Origin of the sequence: Bradyrhizobium sp. NAS80.1 (assembly GCF_001908205.1) — a bacterium.
Taxonomy (GTDB): Bacteria; Pseudomonadota; Alphaproteobacteria; order Rhizobiales; family Xanthobacteraceae; genus Bradyrhizobium.
On the sequence record NZ_LGHL01000044.1, the window covers coordinates 39,096 to 57,991 of the forward strand.

General features: G+C 60.2%; 14 protein-coding genes. 13 read left to right on the forward strand and 1 reads right to left on the reverse strand.

Annotated elements, in window-relative coordinates:
* Nucleotides 1-409 precede the first annotated feature (409 nt).
* Complete coding sequence (locus tag AC629_RS11040; protein WP_245331803.1) at nucleotides 410-799, forward strand: response regulator transcription factor; 390 nt, start codon at nucleotides 410-412, stop codon at nucleotides 797-799.
* Here AC629_RS11040 and AC629_RS11045 read toward each other — a convergent pair.
* A complete protein-coding gene (locus AC629_RS11045; protein ID WP_084804797.1) occupies nucleotides 783-7,088 on the reverse strand; it encodes a PAS domain S-box protein in 6,306 nt (2,101 codons plus the stop codon). The two genes, AC629_RS11040 and AC629_RS11045, sit on opposite strands and share 17 nt — an antisense overlap.
* A gap of 290 nt (nucleotides 7,089-7,378) precedes the next feature.
* On the opposite strand from AC629_RS11045, the gene AC629_RS11050 reads away from it, so the two are divergent.
* From AC629_RS11050 to AC629_RS48520, 12 genes are all read left to right on the forward strand, one after another.
* The gene (locus tag AC629_RS11050; RefSeq protein ID WP_084804814.1) at nucleotides 7,379-8,293 is read left to right on the forward strand and encodes a 3-hydroxyacyl-CoA dehydrogenase; all 915 of its coding nucleotides are present in this window, start codon (nucleotides 7,379-7,381) and stop codon (nucleotides 8,291-8,293) included.
* A gap of 23 nt (nucleotides 8,294-8,316) precedes the next feature.
* On the forward strand, nucleotides 8,317-9,285 hold the full coding sequence (locus tag AC629_RS11055) for a 3-hydroxyacyl-CoA dehydrogenase NAD-binding domain-containing protein (protein WP_084804798.1): 969 nt from the start codon (nucleotides 8,317-8,319) through the stop codon (nucleotides 9,283-9,285).
* 52 nt (nucleotides 9,286-9,337) lie between these two features.
* Nucleotides 9,338-10,864 carry a CoA transferase gene (locus AC629_RS11060; protein WP_084804799.1) on the forward strand — a complete coding sequence of 509 codons (1,527 nt, stop codon included), beginning with the start codon at nucleotides 9,338-9,340 and terminating at the stop codon, nucleotides 10,862-10,864.
* A 44-nt stretch (nucleotides 10,865-10,908) separates the two neighbouring features.
* Nucleotides 10,909-11,091: a hypothetical protein gene (locus AC629_RS45165; RefSeq protein ID WP_143199051.1), complete on the forward strand. Its 183-nt coding sequence runs from the start codon at nucleotides 10,909-10,911 to the stop codon at nucleotides 11,089-11,091.
* A gap of 70 nt (nucleotides 11,092-11,161) precedes the next feature.
* Nucleotides 11,162-12,487 (forward strand): NAD(P)/FAD-dependent oxidoreductase, encoded by a 1,326-nt coding sequence (locus AC629_RS11065; protein WP_084804800.1) that lies wholly within the window; start codon nucleotides 11,162-11,164, stop codon nucleotides 12,485-12,487.
* Nucleotides 12,488-12,547: 60 nt separating this feature from the next.
* Entirely contained in the window at nucleotides 12,548-12,868 is a 321-nt protein-coding gene (locus AC629_RS11070; RefSeq protein WP_084804801.1) for a hypothetical protein, read from the forward strand.
* A gap of 404 nt (nucleotides 12,869-13,272) precedes the next feature.
* On the forward strand, nucleotides 13,273-14,313 hold the full coding sequence (locus tag AC629_RS11075; protein ID WP_084804815.1) for a heme o synthase: 1,041 nt from the start codon (nucleotides 13,273-13,275) through the stop codon (nucleotides 14,311-14,313).
* A 1-nt stretch (nucleotide 14,314) separates the two neighbouring features.
* The gene (gene cyoA, locus AC629_RS11080) at nucleotides 14,315-15,193 is read left to right on the forward strand and encodes a ubiquinol oxidase subunit II (RefSeq protein WP_168195445.1); all 879 of its coding nucleotides are present in this window, start codon (nucleotides 14,315-14,317) and stop codon (nucleotides 15,191-15,193) included.
* Nucleotides 15,190-17,178, forward strand: a complete 1,989-nt coding sequence (cyoB, locus tag AC629_RS11085) for a cytochrome o ubiquinol oxidase subunit I (protein WP_084804803.1) — start codon at nucleotides 15,190-15,192, stop codon at nucleotides 17,176-17,178. Before cyoA ends, cyoB begins: the two co-directional genes overlap by 4 nt.
* Before the next feature lie 14 nt (nucleotides 17,179-17,192).
* Nucleotides 17,193-17,807 carry a cytochrome (ubi)quinol oxidase subunit III gene (locus AC629_RS11090; RefSeq protein ID WP_349531099.1) on the forward strand — a complete coding sequence of 205 codons (615 nt, stop codon included), beginning with the start codon at nucleotides 17,193-17,195 and terminating at the stop codon, nucleotides 17,805-17,807.
* Nucleotides 17,804-18,199 (forward strand): cytochrome o ubiquinol oxidase subunit IV, encoded by a 396-nt coding sequence (cyoD, locus tag AC629_RS11095; protein WP_084804805.1) that lies wholly within the window; start codon nucleotides 17,804-17,806, stop codon nucleotides 18,197-18,199. The genes AC629_RS11090 and cyoD overlap by 4 nt, the downstream gene beginning before the upstream one ends.
* Before the next feature lie 225 nt (nucleotides 18,200-18,424).
* The gene (locus AC629_RS48520; protein ID WP_245331805.1) at nucleotides 18,425-18,814 is read left to right on the forward strand and encodes a hypothetical protein; all 390 of its coding nucleotides are present in this window, start codon (nucleotides 18,425-18,427) and stop codon (nucleotides 18,812-18,814) included.
* The last annotated feature ends 82 nt before the right edge of the window (nucleotides 18,815-18,896 follow it).

The following is an 18,896-nucleotide window of genomic DNA, read 5'->3' on the forward strand; positions in this document are numbered from 1 at the left end:
AGACTGCGCATCGTGTTCCTCTGTCAGACCCGTGACTTTCCAAGCGGTAAGGCATTGTTCTCTCCTCTTGGCCTGTGCGAATTACGGACGCATGCAGACTAAGAGGATCATCACCAGCACCTCAATTGAGCGCAGGTCGATGTCGGGCATCCAAAGGGGGCAGTACGACGATACGAAGGCTTATGGCGCTTGGACTTGATCCCAGAGGCCGCCGGGTATGATCTAGCGACCACGCTCGTCCAACTGAAGTTCTCGATCACAAGCCCTGTCGGCCCAGCTTCGCAATTGTCGTCAAGGTAAGCCAAAGTTTATGGGGCATCGGCATTGCACTGGTGGCATTCTCGCCCACATCGGGCAATTCCATGCAGAGCGTCGGCATAGTTGGCTGCCCGCACAACGGGTCCAGCGAATGGCCAAAGGCGGCATGATGAAAAATGTACTGGTGTCGGTCGTTGATGATGACCAGTTCTTTCGTGAGTCCATGTGCAGGCTCATGAGATCGCTCGGCTATGCGGCCGACTTTTTCTCGTCTGCAGCGGAATTTCTCGCGTCCCCGCGCCTCGCCGAAACAGCCTGCCTGATCGCCGACATCCAGATGCCGGCCATGACCGGGCTCGAACTCTACCGACGCCTTATCGACACGGGCCAGGCGATTCCGACGATCCTCGTGACTGGGTTTCCCAATGACGTTGACCGGGCTCGCGCCCTAAATGATGGGGTCGTATGTTACCTGCGCAAGCCGGTGGATGATGAGCATCTCGCGCAATGCGTTCGCGACGCTCTCAGACCCGCGGGCTAGCCTGAAGAGGAGTCGTGATCTCTCTTTCGGTGCCGGGCAAGATGAACTGAAATACGGCGCCGCGAGGCTCGTTGGCCTCCGCCCACAGCTTCCCTCCATGAGCATCGACGATGGAGCGGCAAATCGACAACCCCATGCCTGTTCCACTGGACTTAGTGGTGTAGAAGGCGTCGAAGACCCGATCGAAATTCGCTGGATCAATGCCCGGCCCAGAATCGCGCACGGCCACGAGGGCGCCTGCCTGGTCCTGCTCGGTACTGATCAACAGCTCTCTCGGCCCCTCCTCAACCGAGCTCATTGCTTCAGCCGCGTTGAGAACCAGGTTCAACATGACTTGTTGCAGCTGGACGCGATCCCCCAGAACCGGACGTAATCCCTCCGCAAGCCGGATCTGGACCGATACGCCATTCCTGACGGTCACGCTTTTCGCCAATACAATCACTTCGTTGATTGCCGCGTTGAGATCAAAGCGCTCCTTTCGCGGCGGCGCTTTCTTGATTTGCTCTCGGATGCGATCGATGATGTCTCCGGATCGATCTGCGTCCGCAACCACTCCGGAGAGCGCTTCCCTGACCTCGCCCAGGTCCGGCGGCTGCATTTTCAGAAAATTCTGGGCCGCCCGGGCATTGTTGCGCGCACTGGCGATCGGTTGCGCGATCTCGTGAGAGAGCGAGGCTGCCAATTCTCCCATCATGCTCACGCGGTTCATGTGGGCGAAATCCGCTTCCATCTGCTGCAACCGCGCCAATGCTTGGGTGCGATCCTCGATGTCCGTATTGGTGCCATACCACGCAACGACCCTTCCTGTGTCGTCGCGCAACGGCTCCGCACGAGCCAGGAACCAACGATACGATCCGTCATGGCGGCGCATGCGGGCTTCTATTTCTCCGGGCTTTTCAGATGCAAGCAATTGCCGCCAGATATCATTCACGCGCGGAAGGTCTTCGGGATGGAACGATCCGGCCCATTGCCAACCTAGTACTTGATCAAGGGAGACCCCCACGTAGTCGAGCCACCGTTTGTTGAAGTACTCGACGGAGCCGTCGGCTCTGGCGCGCCAGGCAGCAACCGGAATTGACTCAAGGGTTTGTTGCACGTGCCTCACGTTGGCCAACTCCGCCTCGCTTCGTCGCAAGGCACTTTCGGCTGTCTTCAGGTCCTGGATATCCGTGCTGGTGCCATACCAAGCGACAATCGCTCCTGCCTCGTCGCGCACAGGCTCGGCACGAATGAGGAACCAGCGATACGATCCATCGGAGCCGCGCATGCGGGCTTCGGCTTCGCCCGGTTTTTCGGATGCCAGTGTTTGTTGCCAGGCGTCCCGCAGGCGCGGAGCGTCGTCGGGATGGATCAAAGCAAAAGCAAGCCACTGCCAACCCAGCGCTTGCTCAAGCGAGATCCCGGTGTAGTCGAGCCAACGTTTGTTGACGTACTCGATGACGCCGTCAGCCCTGGCGCGCCAGGCCATCGCTGGGATCGAATCGAGCGTTGCCTGTAGCTGCAGCGCCTGTTCCGCGCGCTTGCGCTCAGTCAAATCGAGTACGAATGCAACGCCCATATCACCCCCTTCCTTGAACATCGCGGCACCAAGGAGCACGGGAACGCGGCTGCCATCCTTCCGGAAATATTCTTTCTCGAAGGGCTGAACGATTCCGGTGGAGCTCAGTTCGGCCCAGATACGCTTGTCGAACTCGACCCACTCCGGCGGAGTCAGCTCGGCTAAGCGCAGGCGGCCCGAAACCAGATCCTCACGGTCATATCCGATGATACGTAGAAACGCGTCATTGGCTTCAACAATCCGCCGTTCGCGAGCGTCGCCAATGAATATCCCGATGATGTTGGCATCGACCAAACGTCTAATCTTTCGTTCCCGATCCGCGAGATCGTCATAAAGCCGCGAATTTTCGAGCGAAATTGCCGCCTGTGATGCAAGCACCTTCAATAAAGCAACGCGATCGGGCGTGAAAACGTTCGGCGCCAGTTTGTTTTCGAGGTAGAGAATCGCTGTGAGCTTTCCCTGATTGATCAACGGCAAGCTGAGAACAGAACGGACACGACTCTGAAGAAGATAGGGATCGGAAAATGCTTGCTGAGATAGGGCGTCGTCGAGAATCACCGTCTCATGCGTGCGCGTTCCATAGCGAACCAGCGACTCCGGCAACGCGGCTGTGCTGTAGAGCCCGTCGCGCAGGTGCACGGTTACATTCGCTCCACTGGCGATCGCATCTGCCTGTATCTGCAGCTCATCACCTCGCGGAACGATCAGAAGACCGCGTTCGGCGCCGGCGTGCTTGATGGCTGTGCGCATAAGTTTGTCGATGAGGTTTTCCAGAACAATCTCGCCAGAGAGCGCCTGCGAGACTTCGATCATCGTTGCGAGATCGAGATGTTCGACCGGTGCCTCGATCGTACCCGTTGGAGCCCACGCGCGTCCGTTCTGCCTCAACCGCGGATGGAGTTGGTCGAGTTGCCGCACCTTTCCGTCGGCGCCCCAGCGCAGATAGCCCCGCCGCGCGTTTTCCAGGTAGTGATGCGCAACCTCCTCGAGGCCGCGCGCCGCGTAAAAGCGGGCAGCCAGTTCGCAGGCGAGCGCCTCGTTGTGGACAAAGCCGTTGGTACGTGCAGAGACGATGGCGCGCTCGTAAAGGTCCATGGCCTCAAGCGGACGCCCCTCGATCCGGGCAATCTCGGCGCCGACCAGCGCTGCACGATCCGCGAAATTTTCAGGACAATTCGCCGCCAACGCCCGAAGCTCTCGCTGGTGCGCGCCAAGTGCTTCTTGATGCATGGCGTGGGGGTCGGGACCCGCGGGCTCGCACAGTGCGGCGCGGCACAGGCCAGCATAGAAATGGCATTCGGCCTTCTGCAGCGGAAAGAGGGACAGCGTGGGGGCTGTCGCGTACCATGTCTCCACCTGTTCCGCTGCTTCGAACGCCGAAACGTAGTCGCCGGCGAAGAAGCGGGCCTGGAGTTTTCGGATCCAGTAGTGATATTCCAAAAAGGCACGCGAGGGCTCGCCCGTGAAGCGCTCCTCGAACGAGCGCTCGGTGAATTCACCATCATCGAGGGAACCGAACTTCGTAGTTCTTCCGCGCAGGGTCCGTATGAGCGCGAGAGGGCCGGAAAGTCTGTCGAGGAACGATCCGAACCGCTGCGCGAATCCCAAACCGTCCTGGGCTTCACGCTCGACTTGATCGAGTGGATGACCCAAGGCAAGAAGAATGAAAATGAGGTCGCGGAGAGCGAATACAGCAAATGAGGGATCGCCGTGCTCATTCGCCAACTGGAAGCTACGACGCGCCGGAGCGATACCCTCCACGAGCGGTCGTGTCCACGGGATCAGAATCTCGAAGAGATTATAAGTCCGTCCCCCAAGGTGATACCATCCACGATCTTCGAGCAGATCGCAGGCCATCTTTCCAAATCGATAACCTTGATCGTAGTCGCCGAAGCGGGCGCTGACCATGCCTACTGCCTGGTAGAACGCCGGCGCGGCGTCGCTGTTGCCGTGCTCCAGGCTGAGATTGGCGGCCCTGCAGATACTGAGCGCGACCAAATTGTCGTCGGTGTACATCGCCGGCAAAACCAAACTTTTGAGCACCTCGAGGGTCGCCAGAATCTCCGGATCCCGCACCAGCGGCAGGTCAACGAGCTCCTCGATCGCGCGATCGCCGAGCAATGACCCAATGCGCTCGTACTCGCCGCGCGCTTCTGTCTCGGTGGGGTGCATCGACCAGTCGATGCTCACATGCCGCAAACAATCCAGCGCCGCCGCCACCGCCGGCTCACCCGCCCCAAGCATCGTGTACAGATCCACGCGCCGCTGTGCCACGACGCATCGTTGAGCGTTGTCTGCAGTGCGCGTTGCCAGCGCCGCCAGCCGCTGCTCGGCGGCTTGCAGCGCGCCGGTACAGACCTCGCAGTCGGCGGCGTGCAGGTCCAACTCAAAGGCCAGCTCCTGCCGGCGCTGCCACGCATCCTGCGGCAACAACGCCGCACCGGCGGTGAAATAGGTCAAGGCCGAGGCATAGGCCGACGAAGTCTTAGCGCGCTTACCTGCGGCCAGATTAAGCTCTGCGAGCCGCTCACGTTCCTCCTGCGACGTGATAAGCGGCGCGCCGCGGTTGAGCTGGTTGACGATTTCGAAAACTGCCTCGTTTCGTTTTTCCGGTGGCGTGCGCGCAACGAGCAGCCGCCCGATAGTCAAATGCGCCTCGGCGCGCGACCCTATCGGGACCAGCGCATAGGCGGCCTCCTGCATCCGATCGTGAACGAAGTTGTAGGAGCGATCGAAACGGTCGATCAATTGTTGTCTCCGGGCTTCCCCAAGAGCTGCGTGCACCTCTTTCTCGGAGGTTCCCAGGACGATCGAAAGCATCGCGACGTCGGCGGCGTTGCCGAGGCAAGCGAGCTGCCGTAACGCGTCCTGCGTCTCAAGCGATAGCTGCGTCAGCCTCCCGGCCAGGAGCTCAACGACGTTGTCGGTATAGCGTTTGGCGTGGATGCCACCAAGGTCCCAGGACCAGCATGCCCGCTCGTGATCGAAAGCCAGGAGACCCTCATCAGCGAGCACATGCAGAAATTGGATCACGAAGAACGGATTGCCGTCCGTCTTCGCGTGCACCAGCCCTGCGAGCGGGGTGGCCAGCTCGGCATCGCAGCGGAGCGAGTCCGCAACAAGATTTCCGAGGTCATTGGTCGTCAGGGGCGCCAGCTTGATATCCTGCACCCTTCCGGTTGCCCGGATCGCCTCCAGCTTGCACATGAGCGGATGTGCTGCGGTGACTTCGTTATCGCGGAAGGCGCCGACGAGGAGAAGATTGCGGAGATCGGATCGGCTCAATAGGTCTTCCACGAGATCCAGCGTCGCCGCGTCGAGCCATTGCAGGTCATCGAGAAAGAGCGCGAGAGGATGTTCCGGCCGAGCGAAGACACCGATGAACTGGCGAAACACCAGCTGAAAGCGCCGTTGCGCATCTTGTGGCGGAAGCTCAGGAACCGGCGGTGGCTCTCCAACGATCAGCCTCACTTCAGGAACGAGATCGATAATTAGTCCTGCGTTCGGTCCCAGCGCTTCCTGCAATGCATCGCGCCAAGGTGCAAGGTCGGCTTCGCTTTTGCCGAGCAGCGGCCGGATCAGGCTCTGAAAGGCCTGTGCCAGCGTCGCGTAGGGAATGTCGCGCTTGTACTGGTCGAACTTGCCGGACGCGAATAGGCCTCGCGGCGGTACCAGCACTGGCTGGAGCTCGTTGACGACCGAGGACTTGCCCACGCCGGAATAGCCCGAGACCAGGACCAATTCCGGAGCGCCACCGTTGACGACGCGATCGAAGGAGGCGAGCAAAGTCTCAACCTCGCGCCGCCGCCCGTAGAGTTTTTCGGGGATCAAGAGCCGATCGGACGTGTCGCGCTCGCGGAGTGGAAAGTCATCAATCCGACGCCGCGCCTCCCATTCGGTCTGGCAGCGGCGGAGGTCACTTTCGAGGCCGGCGGCGGTCTGATAGCGGTCTTCGGCTCTCTTCGCGAGCAGCTTCATGACGATCGCCGAAATGGCGCCGGGAATTTCCTTCAGCCGCTCGGCGGGGGGCACCGGCCGTCTGGCAAGATGGCAGTGCACCCATTCCATCGGGTCCGCGGCGACAAACGGCAAAGCACCGGTGAGCATTTGGTAGAAGGTGACGCCGAGCGCGTAGAGGTCGCTGCGGGAATCGATGGACCGATTCATCCGTCCGGTCTGCTCGGGCGCCATGTAAGCGAGCGTGCCGGCGATTGTCTCGGGAGGGTGAGGCGACTGGCGTTCACGCACGAAGCGCGAGGCGATGCCGAACCCGGTCAGCCGCACCTCGCCGGTCGCCTCGTTGAGCAGGATATTGACTGGCTTGACATCTTTATGGACGAAGCCGCGCTGGTGAAGCTTGCCCAGGGCCGAGGCAATAGTGCTGCCGAGCCGCAAGAAGCGCCCCATATCCATGGGCGCGCCGAGCAACAACTCAAGCGGCTCGCCGCCCGCATCCTCAAGCACCAGCATGGTTCGATTGGCTTCGCGCACGAGCTCGAATGGCCGCACTGCCCATGCGCCATCGAGTTCGTCCTTCAGCTCGTACTCGTGATTGAAGTGATCGAGGGTCGAACGAGACGGGTGGTCGGCGGCAGGAGCAACTAGCAGCACGGCGCGCCGCTTGCCCTCATCGTCCAGTCGCCAGCCACGGCGAAAGACGCGTTCGCCGTCCTCCCACAAGACCTGAGAACCACCGTCCGAGTACGCAACGTTCTGCGAATGCGGCACCATCTGTGAGCCTCCAGCATTCGAACTCCAAATTGAGTTCGGCTAGCCAAGCTTTGCGTGTGCCATGCGCGCGGCCTCTCTCCGGCCCGCCGAAATCGTACCCGATCGGCTGAGAAATGCCAGCCGTCCGTTGATCTTGCCTGATCCGAAATACGCGGAACCCGCCTTCTCGTTAGCAGCAATTTGGCGCGATTTGCCCGCCTTTACTCGCGACGGCGGCACATGTGGGTCAAATAGCGGCCAGCGAAGGCAAGGCGAGACGACAAGGCAACTGCGACACCGAAGGAAAGACCATGACAGTGCTTGAGGCAACCAAATCGAAGAACTCATCGGGCGCCACCCGATCCGGTCGACTGTTCGTTCTCGAACTGAGCGGGGACCGCATTCACTCGATGAATCCCGACGGTTCCGACCGCAAGACCATCGTCACCGATTGCCGCTTCCCCGACGGGATCGCCGTGGATTTGGAGGCAGGTCATATCTATTGGACCAACATGGGCGTTCCCAACCTCAATGACGGCTCGATCGAGCGCGCTGATCTCGACGGCGGGAATCGCAAGATCATCATTCCACCAGGCGTTACGTATACGCCGAAACAGATGCACCTCGATGAGGAGGGGAAGAAGCTCTATTGGTGCGACCGCGAAGGCATGCGCGTGATGCGCGCGAACCTCGACGGCTCACACGTCGAAACGCTGGTCGAGACCGGCCGCGGCGACAAGGACCGGAAAGATCAAACCCGGTGGTGCGTCGGAATCACCGTCGATCCCAAACGGCGGCACATCTACTGGACGCAAAAGGGTCCTGACAACGGTGACCTCGGCCGCATCTTCCGCGCCAACATCGACCTCCCGAAGGGGGAAAGCCCGACCAATCGCTCCGACATCGAAGTGCTGTTCGATCGCTTGCCCGAGCCGATCGACCTCGAGCTCGATCTGGCGAACCGTGTCCTCTACTGGACCGACCGCGGCGATCCTCCGCGCGGCAACACGGTCAATCGCGCGCCGATCGATAAGAAGGCGGAGCCGGAGATCCTGATTACGCATTTGATGGAGGGCATCGGCCTCTCCCTCGATGTTCCCGGCAACCGGATGTTCGTCACCGACTTCGCCGGCTCGGTCTATTCCGCCGATCTCGATGGCAAGAACGAGCGCAACTTCCTCTACGCGCAGGGCAACCTCACCGGCATTGCCTACGTCGAAGTCTGAAAATCGAGCAGGAGAATCAAACCATGACTAACACGAAACCCATTCACCGCGTCGCAATCGTCGGCGCAGGTGTGATCGGCGCAAGCTGGTCCGCGCTTTACCTTGCTAAAGGATTGGAGGTGATCGCGAGCGACCCAGCGCCGAATGCGGAAGCGAATTTGAGAAAGTTCGTCGACGCCGCATGGCCGGCACTCGAGCGTCTGGGACTGTCCCCGAAAGCATCGAAGGCGAATCTGACGTTCACCGCGAATCTTGCCGAAGCGATGGCGGCCGCCGATTTCGTCCAGGAAAACGGGCCAGAGCGGGTCGACTTCAAGCAGAAGCTCTACGGTCAGCTCGATGCGCTTTTGCCGCCTGACGTCATCATCGCGTCGAGTTCATCGGGCATCCCCATGAGCCAGATCCAACCGGGCGCGCAGGCACACCCGGAGCGTTGCGTGATCGGCCATCCCTTCAATCCACCGCATTTGATCCCGTTAGTCGAGATCGTTGGCGGCGACAAAACATCGGAGCAGACGATCCTGCGCGCCGACGAATTCTATTCATCAATCGGGCGCAAGACGGTTCGCATCAACAAGGAAATGCCGGGCCACGTTGCCAACCGCCTGCAAGCGGCTTTAGCGCGGGAAGTCTACTATCTCGTTGCCGAGGGCGTCGTCAGCGCTGCTGACGTCGACACGGCTCTCTCCTGGGGACCGGGCCTGCGCTGGGGAATCATGGGCAACATGATGCTCAATCACCTCGGTGGCGGCTCCGGCGGCATCGAGCACGCCTTTGCAGGATTGCTCGGCCCGATGATGGGCTGGTGGAAAACACTTGGCTCTCCGGACATGACCCCAGAGGTCCAGCGCAAGCTAATCGACAGCGTCCATGCCGAGGTCGGATCGCGCACGATCGAAGAGCTTGCGGCGGAGCGGGACGAGATTCTGATCGGCCTTCTTCAACTGCGCAGCAATCGTCCCGCCGGTTCGCACAAAGCCGCCGCTGAATAACGAAAAAGGGGTTTCAGCCCAATAACCCTCCTAACTGAAACGGAGTTTACCAATGAATTACGCGTCGACGAAATGGACAGAGTCCCAACCGGATCTTCTCACGGACACGCTTGAATCGAAGTTCAGCAATCCCGAGAGCAGTTCGCAAATGGACCTGCACGGCGCTCTCAACGATGTCCTGAAGGACGTCGCACTGTCGACCGAGGATAGCGGCGGTAAGATTAGCTTCTACGGCAGCGACCCGATCGTACCGAGCCAGTTCAAGTTTGGCAGCATGGCTGCGATCGGTCTCGCCTCCAAGGCCGTTGCCGTAGCTTCACTTTGGCGAGACCGCACAGGTGAGGGCCAGGATATCTCCGTCGATGTCCGCAAGGCACTGCAGCGGTTCTGTGGCTTCTTCGATCGGAAGTGGGAAACCATTAATGGACGCCCCCCATTGCTCTTCGTTGAGGGCACGAACCCGTTCTTCGAGCTGCCGTTGTTTCGTGAAACGCGCGACGGACGCCACGTCGTTGCTTTGAACATCTATCCCAAAGGCGAAGCCAGGGCTCTGAACTTCCTTCGGTGTAGCGCGAGCCCCGAGTCCGTGAACAACGCCATCCTCCAATGGCGTGCCGATGAACTGGAGGACGCGGCAGCCGAGGCCGCGCTCGTCCTCGCTAAGGTGCGCACGTTCGAGGAGTTCCGCAACGAGCCCCAGTACACCGAGGTGCTCTCCAGAATGCCATTGATCTCTGTGGAGAAGATTGGGGAGAGCGACCCAATCCCCTTCAAGAAGGACGCAAAGACCCCGTTGGACGGCATACGCGCCTTCGGCATGGGCCACGTGATTGCCGGGGCCGGTATCGGCAGAGACCTCGCTTGGTATGGAGCCGATGTTCTCAACGTCTGGCGTCCGGATGATCCCGAGCACGACGCGTTTGTCCTGGACGTCCAGGTCGGGATGCGCCAGGCCATTCTGGATTCCTCCAAAGAGGATCGTGCGAAATTCGACGAGTTGCTGAAAGATGCCGACATCTTCTTTGCCAATCGGCGTCCCGGCTATCTGGAGCGCCACGGTCTTGATGCCGAAACGCTCTCCGCGAAGAAGCCTGGCTTGATTCATGCTCAGGTCCTGCTCCACGGCAACAAAGGTCCGTGGAAGAATCGACCGGGGTTCGATGAGATTGGAGGCGCCGTATCGGGACTGTTCTGCATAGAGGGTACGCCTGCGCATCCCAAGTCGCCGGCCATCATACCGCTGTGCGACAATGTCGTGGGTTGGCTTGGGACGGTTGGCGTTCTTGCGGCATTGCGTAGGCGCGCCGTCGAGGGCGGCAGCTATCGGGTCACCGTGTCTCTGACACGGACGATGCTGTGGCTGTATTCGCTCGGAATTTTCGACAAGAACTATGCCCGCGCGACCGCTGGTTCATCCGACGAGCACGCAAACATTGCACCTGATCTGTTCACTGCGGAAACCCCGCTGGGCACGTATCAGGGCATGACCGACCAGGGTGTCCTTTCGAAGACTCCTGGCTCCTTCAAGACGGTGCTTGTGCCGCGCGGCTCGAGCAAACCCGAATGGCTGGAGCGTTGAGACCATAGCGGTCCCACGAAGCAGGAACTGCATCGGATCCTCCCATGAAGGATGTGTTGAGCGTGGTCACGTTCATCATGGGAGCCCTTTGCTTCGCGACGTTCCTGATCACGCTGAAGCCAGATGCGCTCAGTGCAGTCCCCTCACCGGGCAAGCCCGCGCATTGCAAACTAGCGGCTTCTCGTGAGCCGGTATGCCGTAGCGAATCCCAATGGCGGGAGCGCTGAGAGCATCGTTCCCGACAGAAGTTCGCTGAAGCCGTCAATGACAATGAACACCAACGAGGTGAACCTATGAGTGCGATGTTGGCCGAGACTGGGCCTGACAAGGCGCCCCCCCGGCGTCGAGGCTTGCCACCGAGAGCGGAAGCGCGTCGTCATCGTCGGCGCCGGCTTTGCTGGAATCGCTGCGGCGCGCGCGCTACGGCACGCTGATGTCGATGTAGTCCTGATCGACCGCCGCAACCACCACATATTTCAGCCGCTGCTCTACCAAGTGGCGACGGCAATCCTCTCTCCCGCCGATATCGCGGCGCCGATCCGACAGCTCGAGGTCAAGCACCGAAACCTGAGCGTGCTGCTGGCAGAGGTCACCGGCGTCGACATTGCTTCCCGCACGATCGAGGCCGCCTCCCCCGGCTTGGGCGGCCGCACGATCCCGTACGACTATCTGGTGGTCTCGACCGGCATGCGTCCGAGCTATTTCGGGCACGACGAGTTCGCGCGGCATGCGCCGGGTCTCAAGAGTCTTAGCGACGCCGAGACCATCCGAGCCAAAATCCTGGGCGCGTTCGAATTGGCCGCAACGACGGAGGACGAAGACGAGCGCGCGCGGCAGATGACGTTTGTGCTGGTCGGCGCAGGTCCCTCCGGCGTAGAACTCGCGGCTTCCCTGGCGCATATGATGAACGTTACCCTGAGGGGCAATTTCCGCCGCATCGATCCGGCCAAGGCCGGCATCGTTCTGCTCGACGCAGGCAAGCGGGTTCTGCCGACCTATGCTGAGTCGCTTTCCCGCAGAGTGACCCGGCGGCTCACGAAGCTCGGCGTGAAGGTCCTGACCGGGGTGAAGGTCGAGACCGTCGACGCAGAGGGGGTGGTCGCCGGCGGAAGCCGGATCCCCAGCGCCACTGTGCTGTGGACTGCAGGGGTTGCGGCATCGCCTATTCCAAAGATGCTCGGCACCAAGACCGACCGCGCGGGGCGCGCGCTCGTTGATCCCTTCCTGAAGGTCGTGGACGCGCCCGGCGTGTTTGTCGTGGGCGATGCGGCGTCGGTCATGCAAGACGAACACCCGGTGCCTGGCGTGGCGCAGGCGGCAATCCAGGAAGGACGCTACGTCGGGCGGCTGATCGCGAAAGAGCTGAAAGGACGCAAGGTCAAACGCCCCTTCCGCTATTTCGACAAGGGCAACATGGCGGTCGTAGGCAAGAATTACGCAGTGCTGGAGCGTGGCTGGCTGCGCACAAGCGGGTTCCTGACGTGGCTGGTGTGGGCATTTGTTCACATCCTCGCGCTGCCGCAGCTGCAGAACCGCCTGCGCGTGCAGCGCCAGTGGCTCTGGTCGTATTTCACCGGCCAGCGCAGCTCGCGATTGATACCTGAATCTCGCAGGATCGGATGATTGAGCGCGCTCGCGCGATGAATTGGTGGAGTTCGACACGTATTCAAAGGAGAGACCAAAATGCGTAACTTCATCTTTGTCGCCGTTGTCGCTGCTTCATGGGCCATTGATCAGGCCCCGGCCGCCGACCGAATACCCGCCTTCGATATTCTCCGAAACTGCAGTGCGGAGGTGGCAAGCGCCGGCACCGAAAGAGTTGCAGACTGCACGAAAGACGAAACAGATGCCAAGAATGAGCTGGACAAACGCTGGCCTCAATTTGGCGCGTCAAACAAGCAGGCCTGCGTCGGGGAGAGCAGCATTGGAGCCGGGCAGAGCTATGTTGAGCTTTTGACCTGCCTCGAGATGTCTAGTGGCGAGTTCTCTGCCGGCGGACATTAATTGCAATGAGCGACATCGTGTAAAAGCCCTTTTCCCGCTATGCGCACTGCGGGCTGGATCGCAAGGTTCTCGCGCGTCGACATCGCTAAGCGGCCTGCGACGACATCATGCGGATTTTGCCACTGTCCTCGGACTCGCAGCCGACCGCCGACCTCTTGTAAACCGCCCTCTGCAAGCCGTTGCAGAGGCTGTGAGAACAGCAGACCCACTTCCATCTTGATGGACACGAATCCCTACCGGACTCGGATGTTTGCGATCGTTAGGAACAATTTGCTGCGATTTGGCAGCCTTCACTCACGTTCCTAGCGCCCGTCAGCTTAGCTATCGAGAGGCCGCAAGACTCTTGCGACCGCGAAAGGATGCGTTTCGCACAGACAAATCTCAGGCTTGAGGAATTGACCACCATGAACACCACCGCGATTCCGTTATCGCGCCTTTTGTTGGCCTCACGCCCCAGTTTGGTGGAGCGGCTACACCACTTCGTCACGTTGATGAAGCCGCGCGTTATGGCGCTCGCACTGTTCACCGCATTCGTCGGATTGATGGTCGCACCGACCCGCCTCGATCCGCTCCGTGGCTTCATTTCAATTCTCGCTATCGCAGCCGGCGCTGGAGCCGCCGGCGCACTGAACATGTGGTACGACGCCGATATCGACGCGGTCATGGCTCGCACCGCGACGCGGCCCATTCCCCGCGGCGAGGTCTCGAAAGTTGAGGCGCTTGTCTTTGGAATCATCCTTGCCGTTACCGCAGTCGCAGCTCTCGCCTTGGCGACGAACCTCGCAGCTGCCGCGCTGTTGGCCTGTACGATCCTGTTCTATGTCGTCGTGTACACGGCCTGGCTGAAACGGAGCACATCGCAGAACATCGTTATCGGCGGTGCAGCCGGCGCGCTGCCGCCCGTGATCGGATGGGCCGCGGCGGCCGGACACGTCGCGCTCGAGCCGTTTGCGCTTTTCCTCATTATCTTCCTTTGGACACCGCCCCACTTCTGGGCTCTCGCGCTCAATCGCACTGATGATTATGCCCGTGCCGGCGTCCCCATGCTGCCGGTCGTCGCCGGACGTGCCGCAACAACGCGGCAGATCCTGGTCTACAGCGGCATCCTTGCTCTTGCTTCGGAGCTGCCCTGGGGGCTCGGGTTTGCAGGTGCGATCTATGGCGCGATCACCACAATCTGCGGCGCACTTTTCCTCCTGCTCGCACTTCAGTTGAACAAGAGCACTGGAGCCGATCGTCGCGCCGCTCACAGGCTGTTCCTGTTTTCCATTCTCTATTTGTTCGCGCTGTTTGCGGCGTTCCTGTTCGACCACGGCGGTGGTGCGTTCTCTCCGGTCCCTGCCCCGCATGCTGGCCGCAGCGGCGGATGGGTACATGCCGAGGCCCTGCCAGGCACAGTTCGCGGTGCAAGCGGCCTCCCCAATCTCAGCACGCGCGAGGTCTGACATGCGAAACGGCTTGCTTGCTCTGTTCCTGATCGGCACCTCAATGCTCGGTGGCTGCACCGAAGGCGTGCTCGATCCGAAGGGACCCATCGCCTTTGCCGAACGGCAGATTCTGATCAACGCGACCGGCATCATGCTTGCGATCGTAATCCCCGTTGTTGTTGCGACACTTGGCGTTGCCTTCTGGTTCCGTGCATCGAATGAACGGGCGCGCTATCGGCCGGACTTCGTTTATTCCGGCCGCCTCGAGATGCTTGTCTGGTCGATCCCGCTGATGACCGTATTGCTCACCGGCACTGTGGCCTGGATTGGTGCATACGATCTCGATCCGCCCAAGCCGATTGCCTCTTCGACGAAGTCCATCAAGATTCAAGCCATCTCGCTCGACTGGAAATGGCTGTTCATCTATCCGGAGCTGGGCGTCGCCAGCGTCAATCACCTGACGATTCCGGTTGGCACGCCGGTGAGCTTCGAGCTGACCTCCTCGGGCGTCATGAACAGCTTCTTCGTGCCGCAGCTCGCTGGCCAGATCTACACCATGGCCGGAATGGTGACACGGCTGAACTTGCGAGCCGACTACGCGGAAACGTATCGCGGCTTGTCGGCCAATTTCAGCGGCGAGGGCTTCGCCGATATGCACTTCAACGTCGATGTGATGCCGCCCGAACGCTTTGCGCAGTGGATCGCTTCGACCCGCAGCGTTGGTCCGGCGCTAGATTCGAAGACCTATGCAGATCTCGCAAGGCCGAGCACCGCCGTGACGCCATTCACCTTTCAATCGGTCGCGCCCAATCTGTTTGACAGCATTCGGACGTCCTCCATGCAGTCCGACGATGCGTTGTGCCGCAGCTATTCCACATCGATGAGGGCAGAGAAATGACTCTACTTGGCAAGCTGGACTGGAGTTCTATTCCCTTCGATCAGCCGATCATCATGGGCACGGTAGGCAGCGTAATCGTCGTCATCGTCTCCGTGCTTTCCTGGGTCACGCTCAAGGGTTACTTACCCTATCTCTGGCGAGAGTGGATCACCTCCGTCGACCACAAGCGCATCGGCGTCATGTATATCGCCCTGGCGCTGGTCATGCTGCTGCGCGGTTTCGCAGACGGGATCATGATGCGCACGCAGCAGGCGGTCGCAGCAGGTGGAGCGCAAGGATACCTGCCGCCCGAGCATTTCGACCAGATCTTCTCGGCGCATGGCACGATCATGATCTTCTTCGTGGCCATGCCGCTTGTAATAGGACTGATGAACTTTGCCGTCCCGCTGCAACTCGGCGTGCGCGATGTGGCATTTCCCACGATGAATTCGATCAGCTTCTGGCTCACCGCATCCGGCGTCCTCCTGACGAACGTCTCGCTCGCGGTCGGTGAATTCGCGAAGACCGGCTGGTTCGCCTATCCGCCTCTTAGTGAGCTGCAATTCTCGCCCGGAGTCGGCGTCGACTACTATCTCTGGTCGTTGCAAATCTCCGGCATTGGGACCTTGTTGAGCGGCGTCAATTTCGTCACCACGATTCTGAAGATGCGGGCTCCCGGCATGAGTTACATGCGCATGCCGGTTTTCTGCTGGACAGCGCTCGCGTCGAACCTGCTGATTGTGGCGGCGTTCCCCGTGCTCACCGCGCTCTTCGCAATGCTTCTTCTTGATCGCTACCTTGGCTTTCACTTCTTCACCGTGGACGCCGGCGGCAACGCGATGATGTACGTGAATCTGTTCTGGGTCTGGGGCCATCCCGAAGTCTACATCCTGGTCCTGCCGGCATTTGGCATCTTTTCCGAAGTGACCGCCACCTTTTCCGGCAAGTCGCTGTTCGGCTATCGCTCGATGGTACTCGCGACCATGGCGATCTGCGTGCTCTCCTACACGGTCTGGCTCCATCATTTCTTCACGATGGGCGCCAGCGCGAGCGTCAACGCTTTCTTCGGCATCACAAGCATGATTATCGGGGTGCCGACGGGCGTCAAAGTCTTCAATTGGCTTTTCACGATGTACGGCGGTCGCGTCCGGTTCACGGTGCCGGTGTTGTGGACGATCGGCTTCATGGTGTCGTTCGTGTTCGGCGGCCTGACGGGCGTTCTGCTGGCATTGCCGGCGGTCGATTGGCAGGTACACAATAGTGTATTCTTGGTTGCACATTTCCATCACGTCATTATCCCGGGCGTCCTGTTCGGGTGTATGGCCGGCTACAATTACTGGTTTCCCAAGGCATTCGGCTTCAGGCTGGATGAGCGCTGGGGCAAGGCGGCCTTCTGGTGCTGGTTTCTCGGCTTCCATCTCGCTTTCATGCCGCTCTACATGACGGGGCTGATGGGCATGCCCCGCCGCCTGCAGCACTACGATGTCCTCTCATGGCAGCCCTGGCTTTTGGTCGCCGAGGTAGGCGCACTCGTCATCCTGACCGGAATCATCTGTCAGATCGTCCAGATCGTGGTGTCCATTCGCCACCGCGAGCAACTGCGCGACACCACGGGCGATCCCTGGAACGGCCGCACCCTGGAATGGTCTACTGCGTCGCCGCCCCCGGCCTGGAATTTTGCGGTGCTTCCGCGTGTCGATGAGCTCGATGCTTTCTGGGCACACAAGCAGCGCGTGCTTGCGAAGCAGGAGCTGCCCGTGCGGCAGCACGCGTACCAGCCGATCGAAGTACCCAAGAACAGTCCGGTCGGTTTCGTGACCGCGTTCTTCGCAGTGGTCAGCGGCTTCGCCCTGATCTGGCACATCTGGTGGATGGCAGGCTTCGGAGTTCTCGGCGCGGCCGTGACATTGCTCGCCTTCATGTTCCGTACGAAGGACGAAGTCGAGATTCCTGCAGATGAGGTCGGCCTGTTCGATCGCGCGCACCCGGTGGAGGTATCGCCATGAACGTCGCAGTTGAGATGGACGCAGTCCGCCGAAGCGCACTGCTGAACCTCAGTGAAGCGGGTCCCGCACCCAAGCGAGTCATTGCCGGCTTCGGGTTCTGGACCTTCCTCCTGAGTGACATCGTGATGTTCTCGGCGCTGTTTGCGAGCTATGCCGTGCTCGCGAAAGCGACCGCGGGCGGTCTGACCGGTGTTCAGCTATTTGACCAGCGCAACGTCGCGATGGAGACCGCCCTTCTTCTGCTCTCCAGCTACACCTGCGGAATGATGTCCTTGGCCATCAACTCGCGGCGATATCTGGCTACCTTCCTTGGCGCGGTGGCGACATTCCTCCTGGGAGCGGCATTTCTTGCTCTCGAGCTTCGCGAATTTCAGGGCATGATTGCGTTGGGAGCGACGCCCCAACGCAGCGCATTTCTTTCCGCGTTCTTTACACTAGTCGGCAGTCACGGACTGCACGTGACGGTTGGACTGGCATGGCTCGTTCTCATGATGGTTCAGCTGTCACTGAGAGGTTTTCAGGACGTAGTGGTGCGCCGCCTGCACTGCTTTTCCCTGTTCTGGCACGCGCTCGACATCATCTGGGTTCTGATATTCACAATTGTCTATCTGATGGGAGTCCTTCCATGACTGAAATGCGTTGGGATGTTGCACCGGGAGACAGGCCGTCAATCCCGGCCTCGGAGCAGAATGCATCTTCCGGCTTTCTCGTGTACACGCTCGGTTTGCTGCTGGCTGTGATCTTGACGGTCACGTCCTTCTGGGTGGCAAACACCTCAGCGATCTGGGCACCTGGCGTACCGGCCGGACTCACCGTTCTCGCCATCGCACAGATGGGCGTTCACCTGGTATTCTTTCTTCATATCACGACCGGACCGGACAGCAGCCACAACGTTCTGGCGCTCGCGTTTGGCGTGCTCATCGTATTCCTGGTCCTGGCAGGCTCGCTCGTGATCATGGCCAACCTGAATGAGAATATGATGGTACATTCCGAACTGATGAATCTGCAAATGCAACGTTGACGGGGGGACATGACCAAAACCGCAAGTTCGGAGAATGGTGATGAAGAAGCTCTTGTTTTGCGCGACGATCACGGAGCGGGAAGCAGCGAATGATCCACGGCGAGCGTTGAGCCAAATCGAGATTTTTCGGTGTTCGTACTACTGTGCCTTCCGGGGACGTAGCAGCCTCCCCATGAAGTGGGTCATCCCGTGCAAGTGCTGTTCGCTTAATCATGGAGCGAACACATGGATGGGATATCTCTTGAGCTTCCGCTTTTCATTGTTGCGACCTTTGCCGGTGCTCTCGTCGCGGGTCTCTCCGGCTTTGCATTCGGCCTGGTCGCCGCCTCGATCTGGCTCTACATCCTCACTCCCCTTCAGAGCGCCAGCCTGATCATCGCCTTTGGGCTGATTGTGCAGGGCTACTCGGTGTGGAAACTGCGTGGTGCGCTGGGGCTTATGTCAAACGCCGGACACAAAGTCTCGTTCTCGCGACTTGATCGCCCGAGCTTTGCTTCGTCGCTCCGCCCTCTCTTGAACCAAGAGGGCGCAGGGAAGGCCGGGTGCCGGCTGGCACCCATGAGTCCGCTGTGCGCATGTAGCGCAAGCAAAAAATGCACAGCGGCAGACAGGTGAAGCCCAACACACGGCCTTCCCTGCGCAGTGGCTTTACGGCTTATGCCGCGCTCTCCCGGGAGCCGAATTCCCTCTGGCCTCC

Coding starts and splice junctions, on each gene's coding strand:
- AC629_RS45165 (WP_143199051.1), top strand. CDS start 10,909: ATGAAGGATGTGTTGAGCGTGGTCACGTTCATCATGGGAGCCCTTTGC.
- cyoA (WP_168195445.1), top strand. CDS start 14,315: ATGCGAAACGGCTTGCTTGCTCTGTTCCTGATCGGCACCTCAATGCTC.
- AC629_RS11075 (WP_084804815.1), top strand. CDS start 13,273: ATGAACACCACCGCGATTCCGTTATCGCGCCTTTTGTTGGCCTCACGC.
- AC629_RS11055 (WP_084804798.1), top strand. CDS start 8,317: ATGACTAACACGAAACCCATTCACCGCGTCGCAATCGTCGGCGCAGGT.
- AC629_RS11050 (WP_084804814.1), top strand. CDS start 7,379: ATGACAGTGCTTGAGGCAACCAAATCGAAGAACTCATCGGGCGCCACC.
- cyoD (WP_084804805.1), top strand. CDS start 17,804: ATGACTGAAATGCGTTGGGATGTTGCACCGGGAGACAGGCCGTCAATC.
- AC629_RS11090 (WP_349531099.1), top strand. CDS start 17,193: ATGGACGCAGTCCGCCGAAGCGCACTGCTGAACCTCAGTGAAGCGGGT.
- AC629_RS11070 (WP_084804801.1), top strand. CDS start 12,548: ATGCGTAACTTCATCTTTGTCGCCGTTGTCGCTGCTTCATGGGCCATT.
- AC629_RS11045 (WP_084804797.1), bottom strand. CDS start 7,088: ATGGTGCCGCATTCGCAGAACGTTGCGTACTCGGACGGTGGTTCTCAG.
- AC629_RS11040 (WP_245331803.1), top strand. CDS start 410: ATGGCCAAAGGCGGCATGATGAAAAATGTACTGGTGTCGGTCGTTGAT.
- AC629_RS11060 (WP_084804799.1), top strand. CDS start 9,338: ATGAATTACGCGTCGACGAAATGGACAGAGTCCCAACCGGATCTTCTC.
- cyoB (WP_084804803.1), top strand. CDS start 15,190: ATGACTCTACTTGGCAAGCTGGACTGGAGTTCTATTCCCTTCGATCAG.
- AC629_RS48520 (WP_245331805.1), top strand. CDS start 18,425: ATGGATGGGATATCTCTTGAGCTTCCGCTTTTCATTGTTGCGACCTTT.